18 protein-coding genes and 1 other annotated feature are annotated in these 17,589 nt (G+C 37.4%); of the genes, 7 read left to right on the forward strand and 11 right to left on the reverse strand.

What is annotated here, in order from left to right:
* Window positions 1-911 (reverse strand): VrrB protein (locus BAU27_RS13375; RefSeq protein WP_071771114.1); only part of this gene is annotated, 911 nt, incomplete at its 3' end.
* Between the two features lie 165 nt (window positions 912-1,076).
* Here BAU27_RS13375 and BAU27_RS13380 point away from each other — a divergent pair.
* Window positions 1,077-1,505 carry a GNAT family N-acetyltransferase gene (locus BAU27_RS13380; protein WP_071744457.1) on the forward strand — a complete coding sequence of 143 codons (429 nt, stop codon included), beginning with the start codon at window positions 1,077-1,079 and terminating at the stop codon, window positions 1,503-1,505.
* A 27-nt stretch (window positions 1,506-1,532) separates the two neighbouring features.
* On the opposite strand, the gene leuS is transcribed toward BAU27_RS13380, so the two are convergent.
* From leuS to BAU27_RS13435, 10 genes are all read right to left on the reverse strand, one after another.
* The gene (gene leuS, locus BAU27_RS13385) at window positions 1,533-3,941 is read right to left on the reverse strand and encodes a leucine--tRNA ligase (RefSeq protein WP_071771089.1); all 2,409 of its coding nucleotides are present in this window, start codon (window positions 3,939-3,941) and stop codon (window positions 1,533-1,535) included.
* Window positions 3,942-4,006: 65 nt separating this feature from the next.
* Window positions 4,007-4,225, reverse strand: a binding site (T-box leader).
* A 51-nt stretch (window positions 4,226-4,276) separates the two neighbouring features.
* Window positions 4,277-5,470 (reverse strand): MDR family MFS transporter, encoded by a 1,194-nt coding sequence (locus BAU27_RS13390; protein WP_071744455.1) that lies wholly within the window; start codon window positions 5,468-5,470, stop codon window positions 4,277-4,279.
* A 233-nt stretch (window positions 5,471-5,703) separates the two neighbouring features.
* On the reverse strand, window positions 5,704-6,927 hold the full coding sequence (locus BAU27_RS13395; RefSeq protein ID WP_071771090.1) for a cation:proton antiporter: 1,224 nt from the start codon (window positions 6,925-6,927) through the stop codon (window positions 5,704-5,706).
* Between the two features lie 3 nt (window positions 6,928-6,930).
* Entirely contained in the window at window positions 6,931-7,428 is a 498-nt protein-coding gene (locus BAU27_RS13400) for a cation:proton antiporter regulatory subunit (RefSeq protein WP_071771091.1), read from the reverse strand.
* A gap of 42 nt (window positions 7,429-7,470) precedes the next feature.
* Window positions 7,471-8,037 carry a tyrosine-type recombinase/integrase gene (locus tag BAU27_RS13405; protein ID WP_071771092.1) on the reverse strand — a complete coding sequence of 189 codons (567 nt, stop codon included), beginning with the start codon at window positions 8,035-8,037 and terminating at the stop codon, window positions 7,471-7,473.
* A 349-nt stretch (window positions 8,038-8,386) separates the two neighbouring features.
* Window positions 8,387-10,246, reverse strand: a complete 1,860-nt coding sequence (locus tag BAU27_RS13415) for an FtsX-like permease family protein (protein ID WP_071771093.1) — start codon at window positions 10,244-10,246, stop codon at window positions 8,387-8,389.
* Window positions 10,247-10,263: 17 nt separating this feature from the next.
* Window positions 10,264-11,025, reverse strand: coding sequence for an ABC transporter ATP-binding protein (locus BAU27_RS13420; protein ID WP_071771094.1), 762 nt, complete (start codon window positions 11,023-11,025; stop codon window positions 10,264-10,266).
* A gap of 247 nt (window positions 11,026-11,272) precedes the next feature.
* Window positions 11,273-12,295 carry a DUF418 domain-containing protein gene (locus BAU27_RS13425; RefSeq protein WP_071771095.1) on the reverse strand — a complete coding sequence of 341 codons (1,023 nt, stop codon included), beginning with the start codon at window positions 12,293-12,295 and terminating at the stop codon, window positions 11,273-11,275.
* A 257-nt stretch (window positions 12,296-12,552) separates the two neighbouring features.
* A complete protein-coding gene (locus tag BAU27_RS13430) occupies window positions 12,553-12,702 on the reverse strand; it encodes a hypothetical protein (RefSeq protein ID WP_001129345.1) in 150 nt (49 codons plus the stop codon).
* 15 nt (window positions 12,703-12,717) lie between these two features.
* The gene (locus BAU27_RS13435) at window positions 12,718-12,981 is read right to left on the reverse strand and encodes a YtzC family protein (protein ID WP_000840869.1); all 264 of its coding nucleotides are present in this window, start codon (window positions 12,979-12,981) and stop codon (window positions 12,718-12,720) included.
* 115 nt (window positions 12,982-13,096) lie between these two features.
* On the opposite strand from BAU27_RS13435, the gene mnmL reads away from it, so the two are divergent.
* From mnmL to BAU27_RS13465, 6 genes are all read left to right on the forward strand, one after another.
* Complete coding sequence (mnmL, locus tag BAU27_RS13440) at window positions 13,097-14,056, forward strand: tRNA modification radical SAM protein MnmL/YtqA (RefSeq protein WP_071771096.1); 960 nt, start codon at window positions 13,097-13,099, stop codon at window positions 14,054-14,056.
* Complete coding sequence (gene mnmM / locus BAU27_RS13445) at window positions 14,053-14,625, forward strand: tRNA 5-(aminomethyl)-2-thiouridylate-methyltransferase MnmM (RefSeq protein WP_071771097.1); 573 nt, start codon at window positions 14,053-14,055, stop codon at window positions 14,623-14,625. The genes mnmL and mnmM overlap by 4 nt, the downstream gene beginning before the upstream one ends.
* 115 nt (window positions 14,626-14,740) lie before the next feature.
* Window positions 14,741-15,574, forward strand: coding sequence for an ABC transporter ATP-binding protein (locus BAU27_RS13450; protein ID WP_071744445.1), 834 nt, complete (start codon window positions 14,741-14,743; stop codon window positions 15,572-15,574).
* 18 nt (window positions 15,575-15,592) lie between these two features.
* A complete protein-coding gene (locus BAU27_RS13455; RefSeq protein WP_071771098.1) occupies window positions 15,593-16,273 on the forward strand; it encodes an ABC transporter permease in 681 nt (226 codons plus the stop codon).
* A gap of 24 nt (window positions 16,274-16,297) precedes the next feature.
* Window positions 16,298-16,972 (forward strand): aspartate/glutamate racemase family protein, encoded by a 675-nt coding sequence (locus BAU27_RS13460; RefSeq protein WP_071744443.1) that lies wholly within the window; start codon window positions 16,298-16,300, stop codon window positions 16,970-16,972.
* Window positions 16,969-17,493 (forward strand): tetratricopeptide repeat protein, encoded by a 525-nt coding sequence (locus tag BAU27_RS13465; RefSeq protein ID WP_071771099.1) that lies wholly within the window; start codon window positions 16,969-16,971, stop codon window positions 17,491-17,493. Before BAU27_RS13460 ends, BAU27_RS13465 begins: the two co-directional genes overlap by 4 nt.
* Window positions 17,494-17,589: the final 96 nt, after the last annotated feature.

Here is a 17,589-nt window from a genome sequence, read left to right on the forward strand (position 1 = left end):
TGACCTTGCTGATGCTGTTGGCCTTGCTGATGCTGTTGGCCTTGGTGATGGTGTTGACCTTGGTGATGATGTTGACCTTGATGATGGTGTTGACCTTGGTGATGGTGTTGACCTTGGTGATGGTGTTGACCTTGCTGATGATGTTGACCTTGGTGAGTTTGATAAAGGACAGCCTGCGGGTGAATTTGGTGCTGGCCTTGGTGATGTACTTGTTGCTGATGATGGCCGTGGTGTTGGTGTTGATGATGACCATGATGACCGTGGTGTTGATGCTGGCCTTGGTGACCATGATGATGACTTTGATGAGTTTGATAAAGGACAGCCTGTGGATGAATTTGATGATGACCATGATGATGTACTTGTTGTTGATGATGGCCATGATGCTGATGATGACCGTGATGCTGATGATGACCGTGATGCTGGTGATGACCGTGATGCTGGTGATGGCCGTGATGCTGGTGATGACCGTGATGCTCATGGTGCACATGATGACCGTGAACACCTTGAGGGAAGCCACCGACTCCACCAGCTACAACACCGACGCCAGGTACAGGAAATCCTGTTTGTACACCGCCAACGAAAGATGGGAATGCAGTTGGCATACCTACAGGTACTCCTCCTTGTGCTCCTCCTACGAAAGATGGAAATGTAGTTGGCATACCTACAGGCACTCCTCCTTGCGCACCGCCTACTAGTGCCGGAAATCCTGTTTGCGCTCCAGCTACTGATGTTGGGAATCCTGTTTGTACACCCGCGACTGACGTCGGAAATCCTCCAGCCGCTCCTCCCATCCAACTTGGGATTCCGCCATATCCGTGTTGACCATCTCCTCCCATGAACATCATTTGTCCATAACTATCCGATCCACCTCCGAAGAAGCCATGTGGTGCATTATTGTCCATCCCTTTCATTCCTTTCACCTCTTCTGCTCAATTTAACCTACCTTTTTTATCATATTTCCTATAGAAGAATAGGTGTTTGTCTATATGGGAATTCCGCACCTTTTTCTTCGTTCTTCATTCATGATAGGATTAATGGACTGATTATTTTTCTTTCACTTGAAGGGGGCATTTTCTTTGGAGAACGTAACAAAGGCTTCAATCGACGATTTAGGTTCAATTGTTCATATAGATATGGATGTAATTGGAAACGATAGTAGACGAAATTATATTAAACACGCTATTGATGCTGGAAACTGCATAATTACAAAAGAGGACAATTCCATTTCTGGTTTTCTAACATACGATACAAATTTCTTTGATTGTACTTTCCTCTCATTAATAATTGTTTCGCCAGTCAAAAGAAGGAGAGGTCATGCAAGCTCATTAATCTCATATATGTTAAGGCATTCCCCTACTCAAAAAATCTTTTCTTCAACGAACGAGTCGAATGAAAGTATGCAAAAAGTGTTTAAAGCGAACGGTTTTATACGCAGTGGAATAATTGAAAACCTAGATGAAGGTGATCCAGAACTTATTTTTCACGCAAAAAAACTCAGAGCATAAATGCTCTGAGTTTTTCTTTAAAATGAATTAGTTTGCAACAACGTTAACAAGTTTTCCAGGAACAACAATTACTTTACGAACTGTTTTTCCTTCAATTTGTTCTTTGATTGCCTCAAGTGCAAGTTGTTCCATTTCTTCTTTTGATGCGTCTTTACTCATTGTTAGTTTTGCGCGAACCTTGCCCATAATTTGAACAACGATTTCAACTTCATCTTCTACAAGTTTAGACTCATCAAATGTTGGCCAGCTTGCATATGTGATTGTTTCACTGTATCCAAGTTTGCTCCATAGCTCTTCTCCGATGTGAGGTGCAACTGGTGCAATCATTTTTACGAAACCTTCTACATATTCTTTTGGAAGTGTTTCAGCTTTGTATGCATCGTTGATGAATACCATCATTTGAGAAATCGCTGTGTTGAAGCGAAGCTCTGCATAGTCTTCTGTTACTTTCTTCACTGTTTGGTGGTAAGCTTTTTCAAGATCTTTGTTTGGTGCATCAGTAATTTTCTCACTTAATTCACCGTTATCTTGAATGAATAGGCGCCATACGCGGTCTAGGAAGCGACGAGCTCCGTCAAGACCATTTTCAGACCAAGCAATTGAAGCATCTAATGGTCCCATGAACATTTCGTATAGACGAAGTGTATCTGCACCGTGGCTTGCTACGATATCATCTGGGTTTACAACGTTGCCTTTTGATTTACTCATTTTCTCGTTGTTTTCACCTAAGATCATACCTTGGTTGAATAATTGTTGGAACGGTTCTTTCGTTGGAACTACACCGATATCATATAATACTTTATGCCAGAAACGAGCATATAGTAAGTGAAGTACAGCGTGCTCTGCTCCGCCGATATAAATATCAACTGGAAGCCATTGTTTTACTTTTTCAGGGTCTACAAGTGCTTCGCTGTTGTTTGGATCGATGTAGCGTAGGTAGTACCAGCAGCTACCAGCCCATTGTGGCATTGTGTTCGTTTCACGACGACCTTTTTTACCCGTCTCAGGATCAACAACATTTACCCACTCTTCAATGTTAGCTAGTGGTGATTCACCTGTACCTGAAGGACGGATGTTTTCTGTTTTTGGAAGAACTAATGGTAATTCTTCTTCTTTCACAGCTGTCATTGTGCCATCTTCCCAATGGATTACTGGAATTGGCTCACCCCAGTAACGTTGACGGCTAAATAACCAGTCACGTAGACGGTACGTTACTTTTTGATTTCCTGCGCTCGTTACTTCAAGCCACTCAATCATTTTTGCGATTGCTTCTTCTTTATTTAAACCATCAAGGAATGCTGAGTTTACGTGTGCACCATCACCTGTGTACACTTCTTTCGTAATATCTCCGCCTTTTACAACTTCCTTCATTGGAAGATTGAATACTGATGCGAATTCATAGTCACGCTCATCGTGAGCTGGAACTGCCATTACAGCACCTGTTCCGTAAGTTGCAAGAACGTAGTCAGCGATCCAGATTGGTAATTTCTCACCATTTACTGGGTTAACTGCGTAAGCACCAGTGAATACACCAGTTTTCTCTTTCGCAAGTTCTGTACGCTCTAGATCACTCTTCATTTTTACAGAATTAATGTAAGCTTCTACAGCTTCTTTTTGTTCTGCTGTTGTAATTTCTGCAACAAGCGCATGTTCCGGAGCAAGTACACAGTATGTTGCACCAAATAGTGTATCAGGACGCGTTGTGAAAACTGTAAACTTCTCATCTGTACCATCGATGTTGAAGTGTACTTCTGCACCTTCAGAACGACCGATCCAGTTACGTTGCATGTCTTTTAAGCTTTCTGGCCAATCAAGCTCATCTAGATCTTCTAATAGACGATCTCCGTAAGCTGTAATTTTTAACATCCACTGTCTCATCGGACGACGCTCAACTGGATGTCCACCGCGCTCACTCTTACCGTCAATAATTTCTTCGTTTGCAAGTACTGTACCAAGTGCTGGGCACCAGTTTACAGGTACTTCATCAACGTAAGCTAAGCCTTTTTCAAATAGTTTTAGGAAGATCCATTGTGTCCACTTGTAGTAGTTTGGATCCGTTGTATTCACTTCACGATCCCAATCGTAAGAGAAGCCTAATGCTTTAATTTGATTACGGAACGTATTAATATTAAGCTCTGTAAATTCAGCCGGGCTGTTCCCAGTATCAAGTGCATATTGCTCTGCTGGAAGGCCGAATGCATCCCATCCCATTGGATGAAGAACGTTATATCCTTGCATACGCTTCATACGAGATAAAATATCTGTCGCTGTATAACCTTCTGGATGACCTACGTGTAAGCCTGCACCTGATGGATATGGGAACATATCTAGTGCATAAAATTTTGGTTTTTCTGTCTCATCTGGCGTACGGAATGTTTTATTCTCTTCCCAATACCCTTGCCACTTCTTCTCAATTTCTTGATGATTAAAGCTCATGAGATAACCTCCTTGAAATTCTATTTATTTTCACCGCCCAAAATACAAAAAACCTCTCATCCCTAGAAAGGGACGAGAGGTTATAGATTCCCGCGGTACCACCCTAAATTAATGTAATATATACATTCGCTTAGATCCGTAACGTGGATTAACGGCAATTGCTACTATTAGTTTCACAACTGCAACTCAAAGGCGAGTTCATAACGAAACGTGGATTGACTTGCACCGACCGTCAACTCTCTAAACCAGCTTCTATTACTACTACTCCTTCTCACTGTTATTACAAATATGAGTTAATTAAATATATTCTAAAACATGTTACATGTTCCGTCAAACTAAACTGCAATTTTTTCTTCAACTGTTTCTTCTACTTTTACTCGTTTATCATAAATGCTTGTTGCTATAATCGCTACTACAAGCATTACCATGATCGCTATAAACAATACTTCCATATTGTATATATCAACAATCGCTCCGCCAACGACCGGTCCGAACATTTTCCCTACAGTCGCTGCGCTATTTACAACACCTTGATAAAAGCCTAATTTATCTTTCGGCGCAAGTATATTTGCAATGGTCGGAACTGCTGGCCATACGAATAATTCACCAATTGTTAATGTCACCATCGCAACGAGGAACATCGTAAATTGCTGCGCTTGGCTTAACACAATGAATGACGCCGCAAAAATGACAATTCCAATCATAATTTGTTGCTTTAAAGAACGCTTCATCCAGCGAATTAGCATACTAACAAGCGGCTGCGCACAAACAATCATCGCTCCGTTTATCGTCCATAATAAACTATAGTGACGAAGGCTAATATTTAATTCTTGCATATGTGTTGCGATTGCACCTTGCCACTGTACGTATGTAACCCAGCATAAAGCATATGCTACACACACAATAAGAAGTGCTTTGAATCCAGGTGTAAGCGTCCATCCTTTTTTCGTTTCGATTTCCTTTTGCACTCCTGGCTCTTTTTTGTCTTCCATACCACGGAATCCAATAAAAGCAATTAAGAAGAAAACAAAGTATAAAATAAAGTTCGCTAAGAAAATATAATCAAAACGATAAGACGCAACTAAACCACCGCACGCTGTTCCGATCGCAATCCCAACGTTTTGTCCAACATACATCGCATTAAATGCCCGTCTTCCGCCCTCTGGCCAAACCGTACCAACCATCGCATACATCGATGGGAAGACCATTCCGGAACCGAAGCCGATTAATGCTAGCCACACAACATATAACGGCCAACCATGGAAAAACACAAGACCTAAAATCGATACAAGTGTAATAACAATCCCTACTAAAATTGATTTATAACCGCCCCATTTATCAAATAAAACACCGCCGAGCAAGTTCCCGATTACACCAGTAAGCGAGTTGATCATTAATACCATTCCAGCCACTGATAAAGATTTTCCTAGGTGATCATGCAAATAAATTGTATTAAAAGGCCATAAAAAAGAAGCACCCGTGACATTAATAATCATCCCAGCTACTAATAGCCATACTTTCCTTGGCATAGTCTCCCCTCCTATTCTATTTTTTTCGTTCATCTATAACAGTAAAATTGTAGTCGTTTTTAAATAGGAAGGCAACTGATTAATAGTTGATGAAATTCAGATAATAGTTTGTCGGTAAATGAAATTATATTGATTGCCACTTGAAAATATATCGACTTACCGACAAAGAACGACATCAGTAACAATATATAAATAAAGGAAGACTACATGAATTTCACATAGTCTCCCCTATACTATCCAACTTCTTTTTCTCGCTTCGCCCGTTCTTTAGCGCTCCATTTAAATATCTTATCTAATAGAGAGTATATTCTCCCGGACTCTTTCGTTAATAACGGGCCTAACGATGCTAATATTAAAACGTACAGTGCAGAGAACGGTTTAATCGCTGCCATTAAGCCACCCGCAATTCCAATATTCGCGACAATAATGGAGAATTCACCTCGTGATACAAGCGTTAAACCAATATTCGTAGACGCCTTATAGGATAATCCAGCTTTACGCCCTGCAAACATTCCAGCTGTAAAATTACCGATGAGAGTAATGAAAACTGCTCCTAATGCCAGCCACACTGCTCCTCCAAGCGAAAACGGATCTATACTTAAACCGAAGCTGAAAAAGAATATAGCTCCAAAGAAATCACGAAACGGGACGACGAGATGCTCGATCCGGTCACTATGCTCTGTTTCAGAAAAGACGAGCCCTAATAATAACGCTCCAATTGCCTCAGCGACATGAATCGTTTCTGAAAATCCAGCCACAAAGAATAAAATAGCGAATATTACGATAATAAAAATTTCATTGGACGAAATATCTAATACTTTATTTAGGAACGGCGTAGCTTTTCTAGCGATTACAAAGAATAGTAGCATATACCCTACTGCGATTAACACCGACGTAAGGGCACCTATAAATGATGTTGCACCTCCGAGTACTAATCCTGAAACAACTGACAAATATACAGCTAAAAAGATATCATCAAACATAATGATTCCTAAAATTAGTTCAGTCTCTTTATTACCAGATCTTCTTAAATCAACAATTACTTTCGCTACAATTGCACTCGATGAAATTGTAATGATTCCAGCAATAATTAACGTTTCTAACAAGGGGAAGCCCATCACATATCCATAAAGCAAACCTAATATAAAATTAAGCAATATATGAACACTACCCCCAAAAGCAATCGACTTTCCTGATTTAATTAATTTTTTTATTGAGAATTCTAAGCCTAAGTAGAATAAGAGGAATATGACGCCAACACGGCCGAGGAAGGAAATAACTTCTCCGCTTTCAATAAACCTTAAATCGATAAGTCCTAAATCTGGGGCATGAGGCCCCACTAACATACCGAGTATAATGAGAAACGGAATAATCGAGAACTTTAACTTCGCAGCAAGGATAGCTGCAAAAGCTACTAATACTAACGCAGTTCCAACTTCAAAGATTAAAGTATCCATCGATTAGGAATCACCTCCTGCTGAAAGCAATTCATTAATAATTCTTTTCACTTCATGTCTTTCACCCGATAATACGAGCATATCACCAGCTTCAATAATAGAGTCTGGACCTGGATTGAAAAATTTCTTCATATTCTTTTTCAAAATAGCAATGATTGTTACGTTATATGTTTTTCGAACACTTAAACTGCCAATTGTTTTTTGCACAACTGGTGCGTTATTTTCTACTTTAAACCATTCAATTGATAACCCTTCAAAAGCCATCTCAATTGTGTCTAAAGCTTGTGGTCTATATACCATTCCGCCTAATATAGCCGCAATTTGTCTTGCTTCAGAATCACGAAGAGAAATACTTGAAATACTCTCATCGTGATCCGCATCAAAATGATACATTTCTCTTCGGCCATCATCATGAATAACGATAACCATTTTTTCATTACCCTTTGTTATAACTTCAAATTTACATCCAATGCCCGGTAGTTCACTCTCTCTAATATTCATATTCCCGCCTCCTAAAATTTTTTAGTTACGGCTCTTCCCTTTTTACAAATCTACATCAATCTCTGTCTTAAACTTTTCATCTTTCGAGATTCCTAAATACTTTAATGTTTCTGACGGAGTCGCGTGATGGAAATGTTTTTGCAACAGTGCGATTGCTATTCCTCTTTTATATGCATGAAATCCAAATGTTTTTCGCATTGAGTTCGTTCCAATCTTACCAAGTATTCCGACCGCTTCAGCTGCGCTATGGATAACACGATACGCTTGTTGGCGTGAGATTGAATTTGTTGTTTTGTTCGATTGAAATACGTAGTTTTCTCTTTGAATATCAAAAGATTGTACGTACGCTAAAAGTGCCTCTTTGACTTTTGTATTTAAATAAATATCTTGTTTAAACTTTTCATCTTTCACAGGAAGAGAATAAAAATCTTTAACAGTTCTATCTTCATTTAATACATCTTCAAATTTAATACTTAATAGCTCAGTAATTTTTAATCCAGTGTTAATCCCAATAACAAATAAAAGATAATCTCGCTGCGAGTGCTCTTTTAAATATTTTTTCATAGCCTCAATTTGGCTTATATCTTTTAATGCCTCTACAACTTCCATACATGTATTCTCCTCATCTTATGAACGGTAATTTTCTTATCATGTTGTCCATTTTACCTTATCATGCTATGGGATTTCCATGTCTTATCCATTATTTTTACAATATACTTCTGTGGTCTCGGCAATTTTTAATGTGGAAACTTACGATTGTACAAATACGGTGTGGTTAGAAAAAAGTGTGGGGATAAAAGGTTCAGCTTCTTTCTACAGATCGGATTCCTCCTTTCCTTATCCAGCTGCTTCTACTTTTATTTTATGTTACTTATTTATATTATATTGTATATTTCAGTAACATTAAAGTGTTTTTTCTGAAAATAATAAAAACCGAGCAGTTTCGCTCGGTTTTTTATTAATCTTCCTTAGGAAGAACAATTCCTTTATACAATTGAACTGTAATGAAGTAATAAATCGTGTAAATAACTACGAAAATTACAATTGGTACCCAAATACGGAAGTACGGATCGATTAAAATAAATCCGAAAATATTCATACCGACTAATACGTGAGCAATACCTACAATTGCTGGGAATAAGAATACTAAGAATAATTCTTTATAAATTGATTTTGTTAATAATTCACGGCGCACACCGATTTTACGAAGCATTTGATAACGCGTAATATCTTTTGATGCACCAGAAAGAATTTTAAACATTAAACAACTTGCCATCATTGCTAAGAAAGCAATTCCAAGGAAGAATCCCATAAACACTGTTCCGCTCGCAACGCCGTAGAACATGTCGTAAGCTTGATATTTACTATCTAATCTTTCAGATGCTACATTTTTATATTTATCTAGTTGCAACTCGTCAAGTTTTTTCCATTCTTTTGTGTGTGCTTCAAAATCATCTGTTTTTCCAGTAAATACGATTCCTTCTTTACCATTTACAGTATCGTACATTTTTTGATCTACAATTTTAATTGCATGATCTTCATGTACGTAGAATGGCTGGATTGTTCTGAAAGCCTCGTCCCATTCTTGTGGAAGTTCTTTAGCGTTCGCATCTTTTTCATTCATTTCTCTAGAAACTGCACCTACTGGTAGTTCCTCTGAAACTTTTTTCGTTTTCACTAAATCCTTCATCGACTTCATGTTTTCCATATCTTTTACTAAAGGACGATTTTTCTCTAAATCCTCTTTTACATAGTAAACGTATTTATCATCGACTTTGTAACGATATTCGCTTTTCTCTTTAAATGTAATACCGTCTAAAATTTTCTTTTCTTCAGCAGTTGGATTATGAACTACTGAATCATATATTACGAAACCATCAACCATTTTTATAACGTTATTTTTAAACGCCATACCACCTGAAATCGCACCGGCTCCAAGAGCAACTAACATCGCTACCGTAGCAAGAACCTTTGTTAAACTATTAATACGGAAGTTTAATTGTGCAAATGTAAAAGCGTTAAGTCCTTTTTCACTACGCTTTTTATTGCTCTTTAACTTTTTAATAATAACAGGAAGAAGTGATCCAAATAGCATGTAAGTACCAGCTGTTGTTGTAATTAATGCAATAAGGATTCCCATTTCTCTTAGTTTTTCCATGTAAATCATTGATGCATAGCCAATTCCTAATAAAATAACCGCTAGGAATGCAACTAAACCTGTCATTTTTCCTTTTACTGCAACACGCTCTGTTTGTGCATCTGCATGTACAAGTTGCAGTACAGAAATACGTGATAACTTAATACTATTCATAATTGCTGATAGTACAAATAATGCAAAGAAGAAAATATAAGTAACAGTCATAGATGGAAGGTAAAATGCTTTATAACCTTCACCAGCAAATTCTAATTGTTTCATTAATAACTGCCCGATACCTTCTGCAAGTCCTACACCAACTGTAATACCAATCGCAAGAGATGCAGCACCTAATACAATCGTTTCAATAAACATAAGTAATGTAACTTTATGCTTTTTTGCTCCTAACATCATATACATACCAAACTCTTTTTGACGAAGAGATAGTAAGAAAGAGTTCGCATACAAAATATAGAAGAACGTTATAATAGCTAGTAAAAATGAACCTGCTTGGAATACAAATCCAATTTGACCAATAGTAGAATTTTCCTTAAGGAAGGCTTCGTTTAACGCTAATGTTTGGAACATATAAAAAATTGAAATGGACATGACAAGACCAACAAGTAAGACGATATAATCTTTCAGCTTACTTTTTAGCCCTGACATGGAAAGTTTAAATAACATGCCCTAGACCTCCTTTCTTATGCTTTTTGTGTGCCTAAGTCTGCAAGCACATCTAAAATTTCTTTATAAAACTCTTCACGTGTACCGCCTCGATGAATTTCTTTATATAGCTCACCATCTTGAATAAATAAAATACGCTGACAGTAACTTGCACTATACGGATCATGTGTAACCATCATAATAGATACGCCTTGATCTTTATTTAAGTTTGTCATCGCATCAAGTAAACTCGCTGCATTTTTAGAATCAAGCGCTCCTGTTGGCTCGTCCCCTAAAATAATTGCAGGTTCATGTACTAAAGCGCGCGCTGCTGCTGAACGTTGTTTCTGTCCACCAGATACTTCAGATGGGTATTTTTGAAGAATAGCTGAAATGCCTAACATATCTGCTACTTTTTCTACTTTCGGTCCAATGTTACGTGATGAAACACCTTGAAGTGAAAGTGGAAGTGCAATGTTTTCATAAATAGATAAGTTTTCTAATAAATTAAAGTCTTGGAAGATGAATCCTAATTTTTGTGAACGGAAATCAGAAAGCTCACCTTGCTTCATTTTCGTAATATCCGTACCCGCAATCTCAACAACACCGCCCGTTGCTTTATCTAACGTTGAAATTACATTTAATAATGTCGTTTTACCAGAACCAGATGGTCCCATAATTCCAACAAACTCACCCTCTTGAATTGAGAATGAAACACCTTTTAATGCGTGTGATTGGTTCTCACCTTTTTTACCGTACACTTTTTGAACGTTTTTTACGTCTACAACTGGTTTCGTCATATATATCCTCCTACGCTTGTTTTTCCATTACCTATTTTGCGCCTTTTGGAGAGGAACTGCTATTTGTTAACATTACATTTACCTTACACTTTTGTAATATAAAAAAGGGGTGCTTGTAAGCTTAGCTTTTATCCTTTTAAAACAAATTCATTTTCTTCATTAGTAGATAAAATTCCATTAGCGATTTACCGCAAAAAGCTGACAAAAAAATAGACTGTTCCACAAAAGGAACAGCCCACTTCTCTCTTTATTTCTTTAAAGGTGTTACCGTCCAATACGTAATAACACGCCAAATCCATTCTAGTGGACCCATTTTAAAGTTTTTCATCCAAATTACACTAAACACAATTTGAATTGCATAAATTGCGATACACACATATAACGTCTGCATGTACGTTAAGTTTCCTGCAAAGTTAAATACACTTCCTGCAATTAAAATCATTGCAGTTTGTCCAATATAATTCGTTAAAGCCATACGACCATAGTACTTCAGTGGTGCTAGCAATGTTTGAACTGGTTTTAATTGAAGTAGTAAAATTAATGCTCCAACATAGAAAGCTGAAATAATTGTTCCAACTGTAATACCAATTTTTAAGAATTGGCTTGCAGCATCCATTGTCCCATCCTCATTCTCAAGTATCATATTTACAAATGGAGCAGCAGGGACGTGCCCATATTGATACCATAAAGCTACAACACTTAAAACAAACATAATGCCTGTAAAAATAGCTACTTGCTTTATTTTCGCTGAAAGATTTTCAAATACTTTATACTGCCCTGCAGCAAGCCCTAATAAAATTAAACTTAGCGGCAGAAATTCTTTCGCAGCAAGTACACTAAAGGTAATTGTCAAAATAAGACCGATTACTAAGTTCACTTCTTTTTTCGCTTTATAAAACGGTAAAACGATTAATCCGTAAATTGCATATAGCGTTAACGCTTCTCCAGGTTGAAACATTTGATGAATGTAGCCAAAAATAAATAGCGCAACTACACGGCGTAAAAATAAAACATATCCATTTTTCCCCTTCGCAATCGCTCTAGAGATAAAGATATAGAATCCCACTCCAAATAAGAATGAGAAGATTGAAAAGAAACGACCTTCTACAAATAAGTATAGAAATCTTTGATAACTTGCATCCACTGTATTAGGATCTGGAGTTTTAATATTAAGTAGTGCGAGAATATTTACTAAAATAATCCCCAGTAGTGCGAAGCCACGAATATAATCTAACTCATCAATTCGTTTGTTTGTAACATTGTTCCCCATAAAGCAACTCCTTGTATAAAATTTAATCCTTCCTTACTCTACTGGAGAAGTGGGCTTATAACTATCGACAAACCTTACAGGAATCTTACATTATTGTAATATAATAAAATGAAGCTTTAATCAACCCTCACCAATCGGGCGTTTATGGGCAGCCCGACTCCCATCTAACTTCTTTGCTCCAGTCGAATTTTGAGGTGGGAGTCTTACTGCCCACAAATAGCGGGATAAAATAAAACCAGGTCATATTGCGACCTGGTTTACTCTGATTGCTTTGATCTTTGAGGTTGTCCTTTTTTACTGTTACGCTGTTTCACTTGCACAACTGGATCAAGTTCATTTGAAAATTCAGCGTTATGTCCATTTTGCGTTTTTTGTTCTGGATTATTTTGATCTGAACGTTTTGCCATAACATTCACTCCTTATTAGTGCGGTGTAATAATCATTTGATGTTGCAATTGGCGAATTGCCATACGTGCTCTATTTAACTGCTCACGTTGCTCATCATTCGCATGTTGCTGCATAGTTTGTAAGTCATTATATGCTTGTTCTAATTGTAACTGCGCATCCGAATACTCCATCGTATTGTAATGCTCTTGTCTCATACCTTGGTCTAATTGTTCTTTCGCATATTCCACCGCTTGTTCAGCTTGTGTAATATACGATTCAAGTGATTGACGCTCTGCCATAATTGTCCCTCCTTGCTTCAATTCCTCTTTAGTGTGTCCCTTCCATCTGAACCTTATGAGTATGTTATAATGGATTTTATTTGTTTCATTTTGACTCGTCTTAGGAGGGAAAGTAATGAAGGTTCAAAACCCTTTTCCATATACAAACGACAATAAACGTTATCATACATGGAATTACCATTTACGAAATGAATTTGGTGAAAAAATCTTTAAAGTTTCATTAGATGCTGGCTTCGATTGCCCGAACCGTGACGGTACAGTTGCTTATGGTGGCTGTACATTTTGCAGTGCTGCTGGATCTGGTGACTTCGCTGGCGATCGCCGCGATGATGTTATAACGCAATATCATGAAATGAAAGAAAAAATGCACTCAAAGTGGAAAGATGGAAAGTGTATCGCTTATTTCCAGGCGTACACAAATACACATGCACCACTTGAAGTGTTAAAAGAAAAATTCGAACCACTTTTAGCAGAAAAAGACGTTGTCGGTCTTTCTATCGCAACTCGTCCAGATTGTTTACCGGACGATGTCATTGAATACTTAGCGGACTTAAATAAACGCACGTATCTTTGGGTTGAACTCGGATTGCAAACTGTCCATGAACGTACTGCAAATCTGATTAACCGTGCTCACGATTATCCATCTTACGTTGAAGGTGTAAATAAATTACGCAAACACGGCATTAGAGTTTGCTCTCATATTATTAACGGTCTTCCACTTGAAGATTACGACATGATGATGGAAACAGCTCGTGAAGTAGCGAAGCTTGACGTACAAGGAATTAAAATTCATTTACTCCATTTATTAAAAGGAACGCCAATGGTGAAGCAATATGAAAAAGGACAACTAGAATTCCTTTCTCTTGAAGATTACGTAAGTCTCGTTGTTGACCAACTTGAAATTATTCCAGAAGATGTAATTGTGCACCGTATCACAGGTGACGGCCCACCTGATTTAATGATCGGTCCGATGTGGAGCTTAAATAAATGGGAAGTATTAAATTCCATCGATGCAGAATTTGTACGCCGCGGAAGCTGGCAAGGAAAATATGCAAATGAGGAGAAACAAAAATGAAATTAGAACGTGTATTACCGTTTGCTCGCTCGCTTCTGCAAACGGCAGTAAAAGAAGGCGATTACGCTGTAGATGCAACTTTAGGCAATGGGCATGACACTTGCTTCCTAGCTGAAATCGTTGGAGATAACGGAAAAGTATTTGGATTTGATATTCAAAAAGAGGCAATTGAAAGCTCAACAACTCGTCTAAAAGAAAAAGAACTTTTCGAACGTACTGTTTTAGTTCATGATAGTCACGATACACTTCTATCCGTATTACCAGAAGATGCAAAAGGAAAAGTAACAGGCGCAATTTTTAACTTAGGTTACCTTCCAGGCGGAGACAAGCATATCGTTACAAAACCGAACTCAACAATCTCAGCGATCGAACAATTATTAGAAGTAATGGCGCCTGAAGGTATCATCGTCCTTGTTATTTACCACGGACATCCAGAAGGACAAGTAGAACGCGACGCTGTACTTAAATTTGCCGATGAACTAGACCAAAAACAAGCACACGTACTGCGATACGGCTTCATTAACCAGCAAAATAACCCGCCATTTATTGTGGCGATCGAGAAACGATAATATATCGACAATTCGACAAAACATAACAAAAAAAGACGTGCACTCATTGCACGTCTTTTTGTTATTCTCCTATATAATGGATATATACACTATTTAAAGAAAGAAGGATAGAACTTTGCTAGTAGAACTACGGGGAATTCAAAAGAAGTATGGCAAATCACTTATACTAGACAACATTGATTTATCCATTCCAGAAGGAGAAGCGCTCGCCATTGTTGGCGGGAACGGGACTGGAAAAAGTACTCTACTCAAAATAATTGCAGGTTTTATTTCACCTACAGCAGGGACACTTCAAAGAAAAGAACATATACAAATCGGCTATGTACCTGAACATTTTCCTGAAGGAATTCGTTTTACATTAGAGGATTATTTATATCATCTCGGCCACATTCATGGTTTATCAACAAAATATTTAAAAGATAAAATTCCGATGCTTCTAGAATCTTTTCATTTACATCATGCAAGACATTCCGTTGTACGAAACTTTTCAAAAGGTATGAAACAAAAAACAGGCATTATGCAAGCATTACTTACGGACGTACATTTATTAATTTTAGACGAACCGCTTTCTGGGCTCGATCCTAACTCTCAGCAAGAATTAGAACATATTTTACTCTCATTAAAACAGCAAGGCATATCTGTACTCTTCACATGTCATGAAAAACAACTACTAGAAAACCTCGCCGATAAAATCGTGACGTTAGCAAATCATACAATCATAGCAGATACCTTTGTACAAAAAGGGGCAGAACAAGTCTATATTGAAGCAATCGTTCACGACACATTTTCAGCGATAGAACTACGGAAACAATTAGGTTTTATACACGTTACATACAATTCAAATCAAAACCTTATTCAATTACAAATCGAAAAGGAATATACAAACGAAATGCTTCAGTTTTTATTACATAAAAAAGCATCTATCACACTGCTACAACCTAACTTTTAAATCGAAAGAAGGTTTATTATGTTTGCGCTTATTCGTTACCATTTTCTCGACTATACAAAATCGTATAAGTACATCCCTCCTATTGCGATGTACTTTGTGAGCTTGCTTTTTGTATATACATATAAACCGACTCCTATTGTACCGACATATTTAGAAACAGCACTCGCACTTTATTTATTATCTGCCTGGATTGCAGTCACAATTTTTCATACCGAAGACCCTGTACAAGAGCAAATCACTATTTCACACACAAATAATATTTCCACATTATATGTTGGTAAATATATTACGGCTCTTCTCATTTGTACTGTGTTATCTTTTATATCCGTAATCTATCCCATTATTTTGCAAATGTTTAATGAAAAAATGACAGTTTCTTTATTTCTAGTCGGATTTCTCGCTCACATGTCTTTCTCTATACTAGGAATTTCAATCGCAACATTATTTACTAGAAATATGATTCAAAAAGCAGGCACTGCTTGGCTTAGCCTTACATTTATATTGCTTATAACGATTGTATCTATCCGGTTTAAAAAAGAGTTACTATGGTTTTTACCACCTGTCGAAAGCTTTCTAATGCTTGGACAATACAAATATAATTTACTGACTCACACTCTATGGCTTACAGCTTGGGCTATCGTATATTCATTTTTATTATTTACCTTATTTCTTTTTATCGTTCGCAAAAAACGTTTTTAATTACATATTAAAGGAGACGAAACAATGATCGGAATACTAGCAGGAATGGGGCCAAAATCAACTGGACCATTCGTCGATACAGTTGTAGCAAGGTGCCAAACAATATACGGAGCAAAGCATGATATGGACTTTCCTCATATGATGATTTATTCTTGTCCAACGCCCTTTTACATGGATCGCCCTATTGAACATGCGGCGATGAAAAAAGCAATTATTGAAGGGGCACAAAAACTTGAAAGTACTGGCGTAGAATTTATCGCTATGCCGTGTAATACGGCGCATCTTTATTTTGAAGAATTACAGCGTTCTCTTTCTATCCCAATTTTAAATATAGTCGATGAAACGTTAAAAGCAATTCCTGAAAATACAAAAAGAGTCGCTCTTCTCGCAACAGAAGCAACTGTTCAAGCTGTGATTTACCAAGACGGCATTGCAAAGCGTAATATAGAGTACATTCACCATGAAAAATGGCAAGAAATGATTAATCAAATTATTACTTGTATTAAATCTGGAGAAATTGAAGAAGCTCGTGAATTGTGGAATACACTCGTTTTACAATTGCGAGTTGAAGTTGATACCGCTATTATTGCATGTACTGATTTGAATGTAGTCGCGAGTGAGAATTTTGTCGATTCCGCTCAATGTCTTGCTGAAGCGGTTGTTAGAATGTATGTAGAAAATATAAGGAGGTCCAAATGAATATACCTTTTGAAATGGGATACACATTTGATGAAAATCTTAGAGAAAAACCTATATCCCTTGCTGAAATGAAGCAAGGGATTGTATTTTTGAAAGAGCATTTACATAAAGGACCGTTATATGGAAAAAACTGCGGATTAATCGGTGTTTATGAACGAATCGCTGGCAACCTTTCTGACAGTAAGTATTACTTACAGGAGGCGATTGAATATTACACACAAACAGACAACATCCAAGGGATTTTTATTAACAAACTTCGTCTCGCACATACATATCATTTGGAAAGAAAATTTCCTGCTGCAAATGTACTCTTTATCGAACTTCTACAAACACTACCCGACTTACCTAATTATGAGGACTTCTTCTACCAACATTACGGAAAAAGTAAATTGGATGAAGGCGACTTCCACACCGCCCTTACTTATTTTCAAAAGGCACTTCAAATCAGGATACAAAAAGGAAATGAAGAGCTGATTCACTCAACTAAGCTTTGTATTACGTATTGTATGTCTCGCCGATAAAAATCCCCAAAACTTTTAACTTTCTTCACAATTCTTTCAAAGTATCCACACTTAATCTCGCTATATTAAATAAGTAGTTTATTCATATAGGGAAGG

This window comes from Bacillus sp. NH11B (genome assembly GCF_001884205.1).
Lineage (GTDB): Bacteria > Bacillota > Bacilli > Bacillales > Bacillaceae_G > Bacillus_A > Bacillus_A proteolyticus.

Bases quoted from the DNA above. Each gene is read 5' to 3' on its own strand.
- leuS (WP_071771089.1), bottom strand. From the start codon at position 3,941: ATGAGCTTTAATCATCAAGAAATTGAGAAGAAGTGGCAAGGGTATTGG.
- BAU27_RS13390 (WP_071744455.1), bottom strand. From the start codon at position 5,470: ATGCCAAGGAAAGTATGGCTATTAGTAGCTGGGATGATTATTAATGTC.
- BAU27_RS13395 (WP_071771090.1), bottom strand. From the start codon at position 6,927: ATGGATACTTTAATCTTTGAAGTTGGAACTGCGTTAGTATTAGTAGCT.
- BAU27_RS13400 (WP_071771091.1), bottom strand. From the start codon at position 7,428: ATGAATATTAGAGAGAGTGAACTACCGGGCATTGGATGTAAATTTGAA.
- BAU27_RS13405 (WP_071771092.1), bottom strand. From the start codon at position 8,037: ATGGAAGTTGTAGAGGCATTAAAAGATATAAGCCAAATTGAGGCTATG.
- BAU27_RS13415 (WP_071771093.1), bottom strand. From the start codon at position 10,246: ATGTTATTTAAACTTTCCATGTCAGGGCTAAAAAGTAAGCTGAAAGAT.
- BAU27_RS13420 (WP_071771094.1), bottom strand. From the start codon at position 11,025: ATGACGAAACCAGTTGTAGACGTAAAAAACGTTCAAAAAGTGTACGGT.
- BAU27_RS13425 (WP_071771095.1), bottom strand. From the start codon at position 12,295: ATGGGGAACAATGTTACAAACAAACGAATTGATGAGTTAGATTATATT.
- BAU27_RS13430 (WP_001129345.1), bottom strand. From the start codon at position 12,702: ATGGCAAAACGTTCAGATCAAAATAATCCAGAACAAAAAACGCAAAAT.
- BAU27_RS13435 (WP_000840869.1), bottom strand. From the start codon at position 12,981: ATGGCAGAGCGTCAATCACTTGAATCGTATATTACACAAGCTGAACAA.
- mnmL (WP_071771096.1), top strand. From the start codon at position 13,097: ATGAAGGTTCAAAACCCTTTTCCATATACAAACGACAATAAACGTTAT.
- mnmM (WP_071771097.1), top strand. From the start codon at position 14,053: ATGAAATTAGAACGTGTATTACCGTTTGCTCGCTCGCTTCTGCAAACG.
- BAU27_RS13455 (WP_071771098.1), top strand. From the start codon at position 15,593: ATGTTTGCGCTTATTCGTTACCATTTTCTCGACTATACAAAATCGTAT.
- BAU27_RS13460 (WP_071744443.1), top strand. From the start codon at position 16,298: ATGATCGGAATACTAGCAGGAATGGGGCCAAAATCAACTGGACCATTC.
- BAU27_RS13465 (WP_071771099.1), top strand. From the start codon at position 16,969: ATGAATATACCTTTTGAAATGGGATACACATTTGATGAAAATCTTAGA.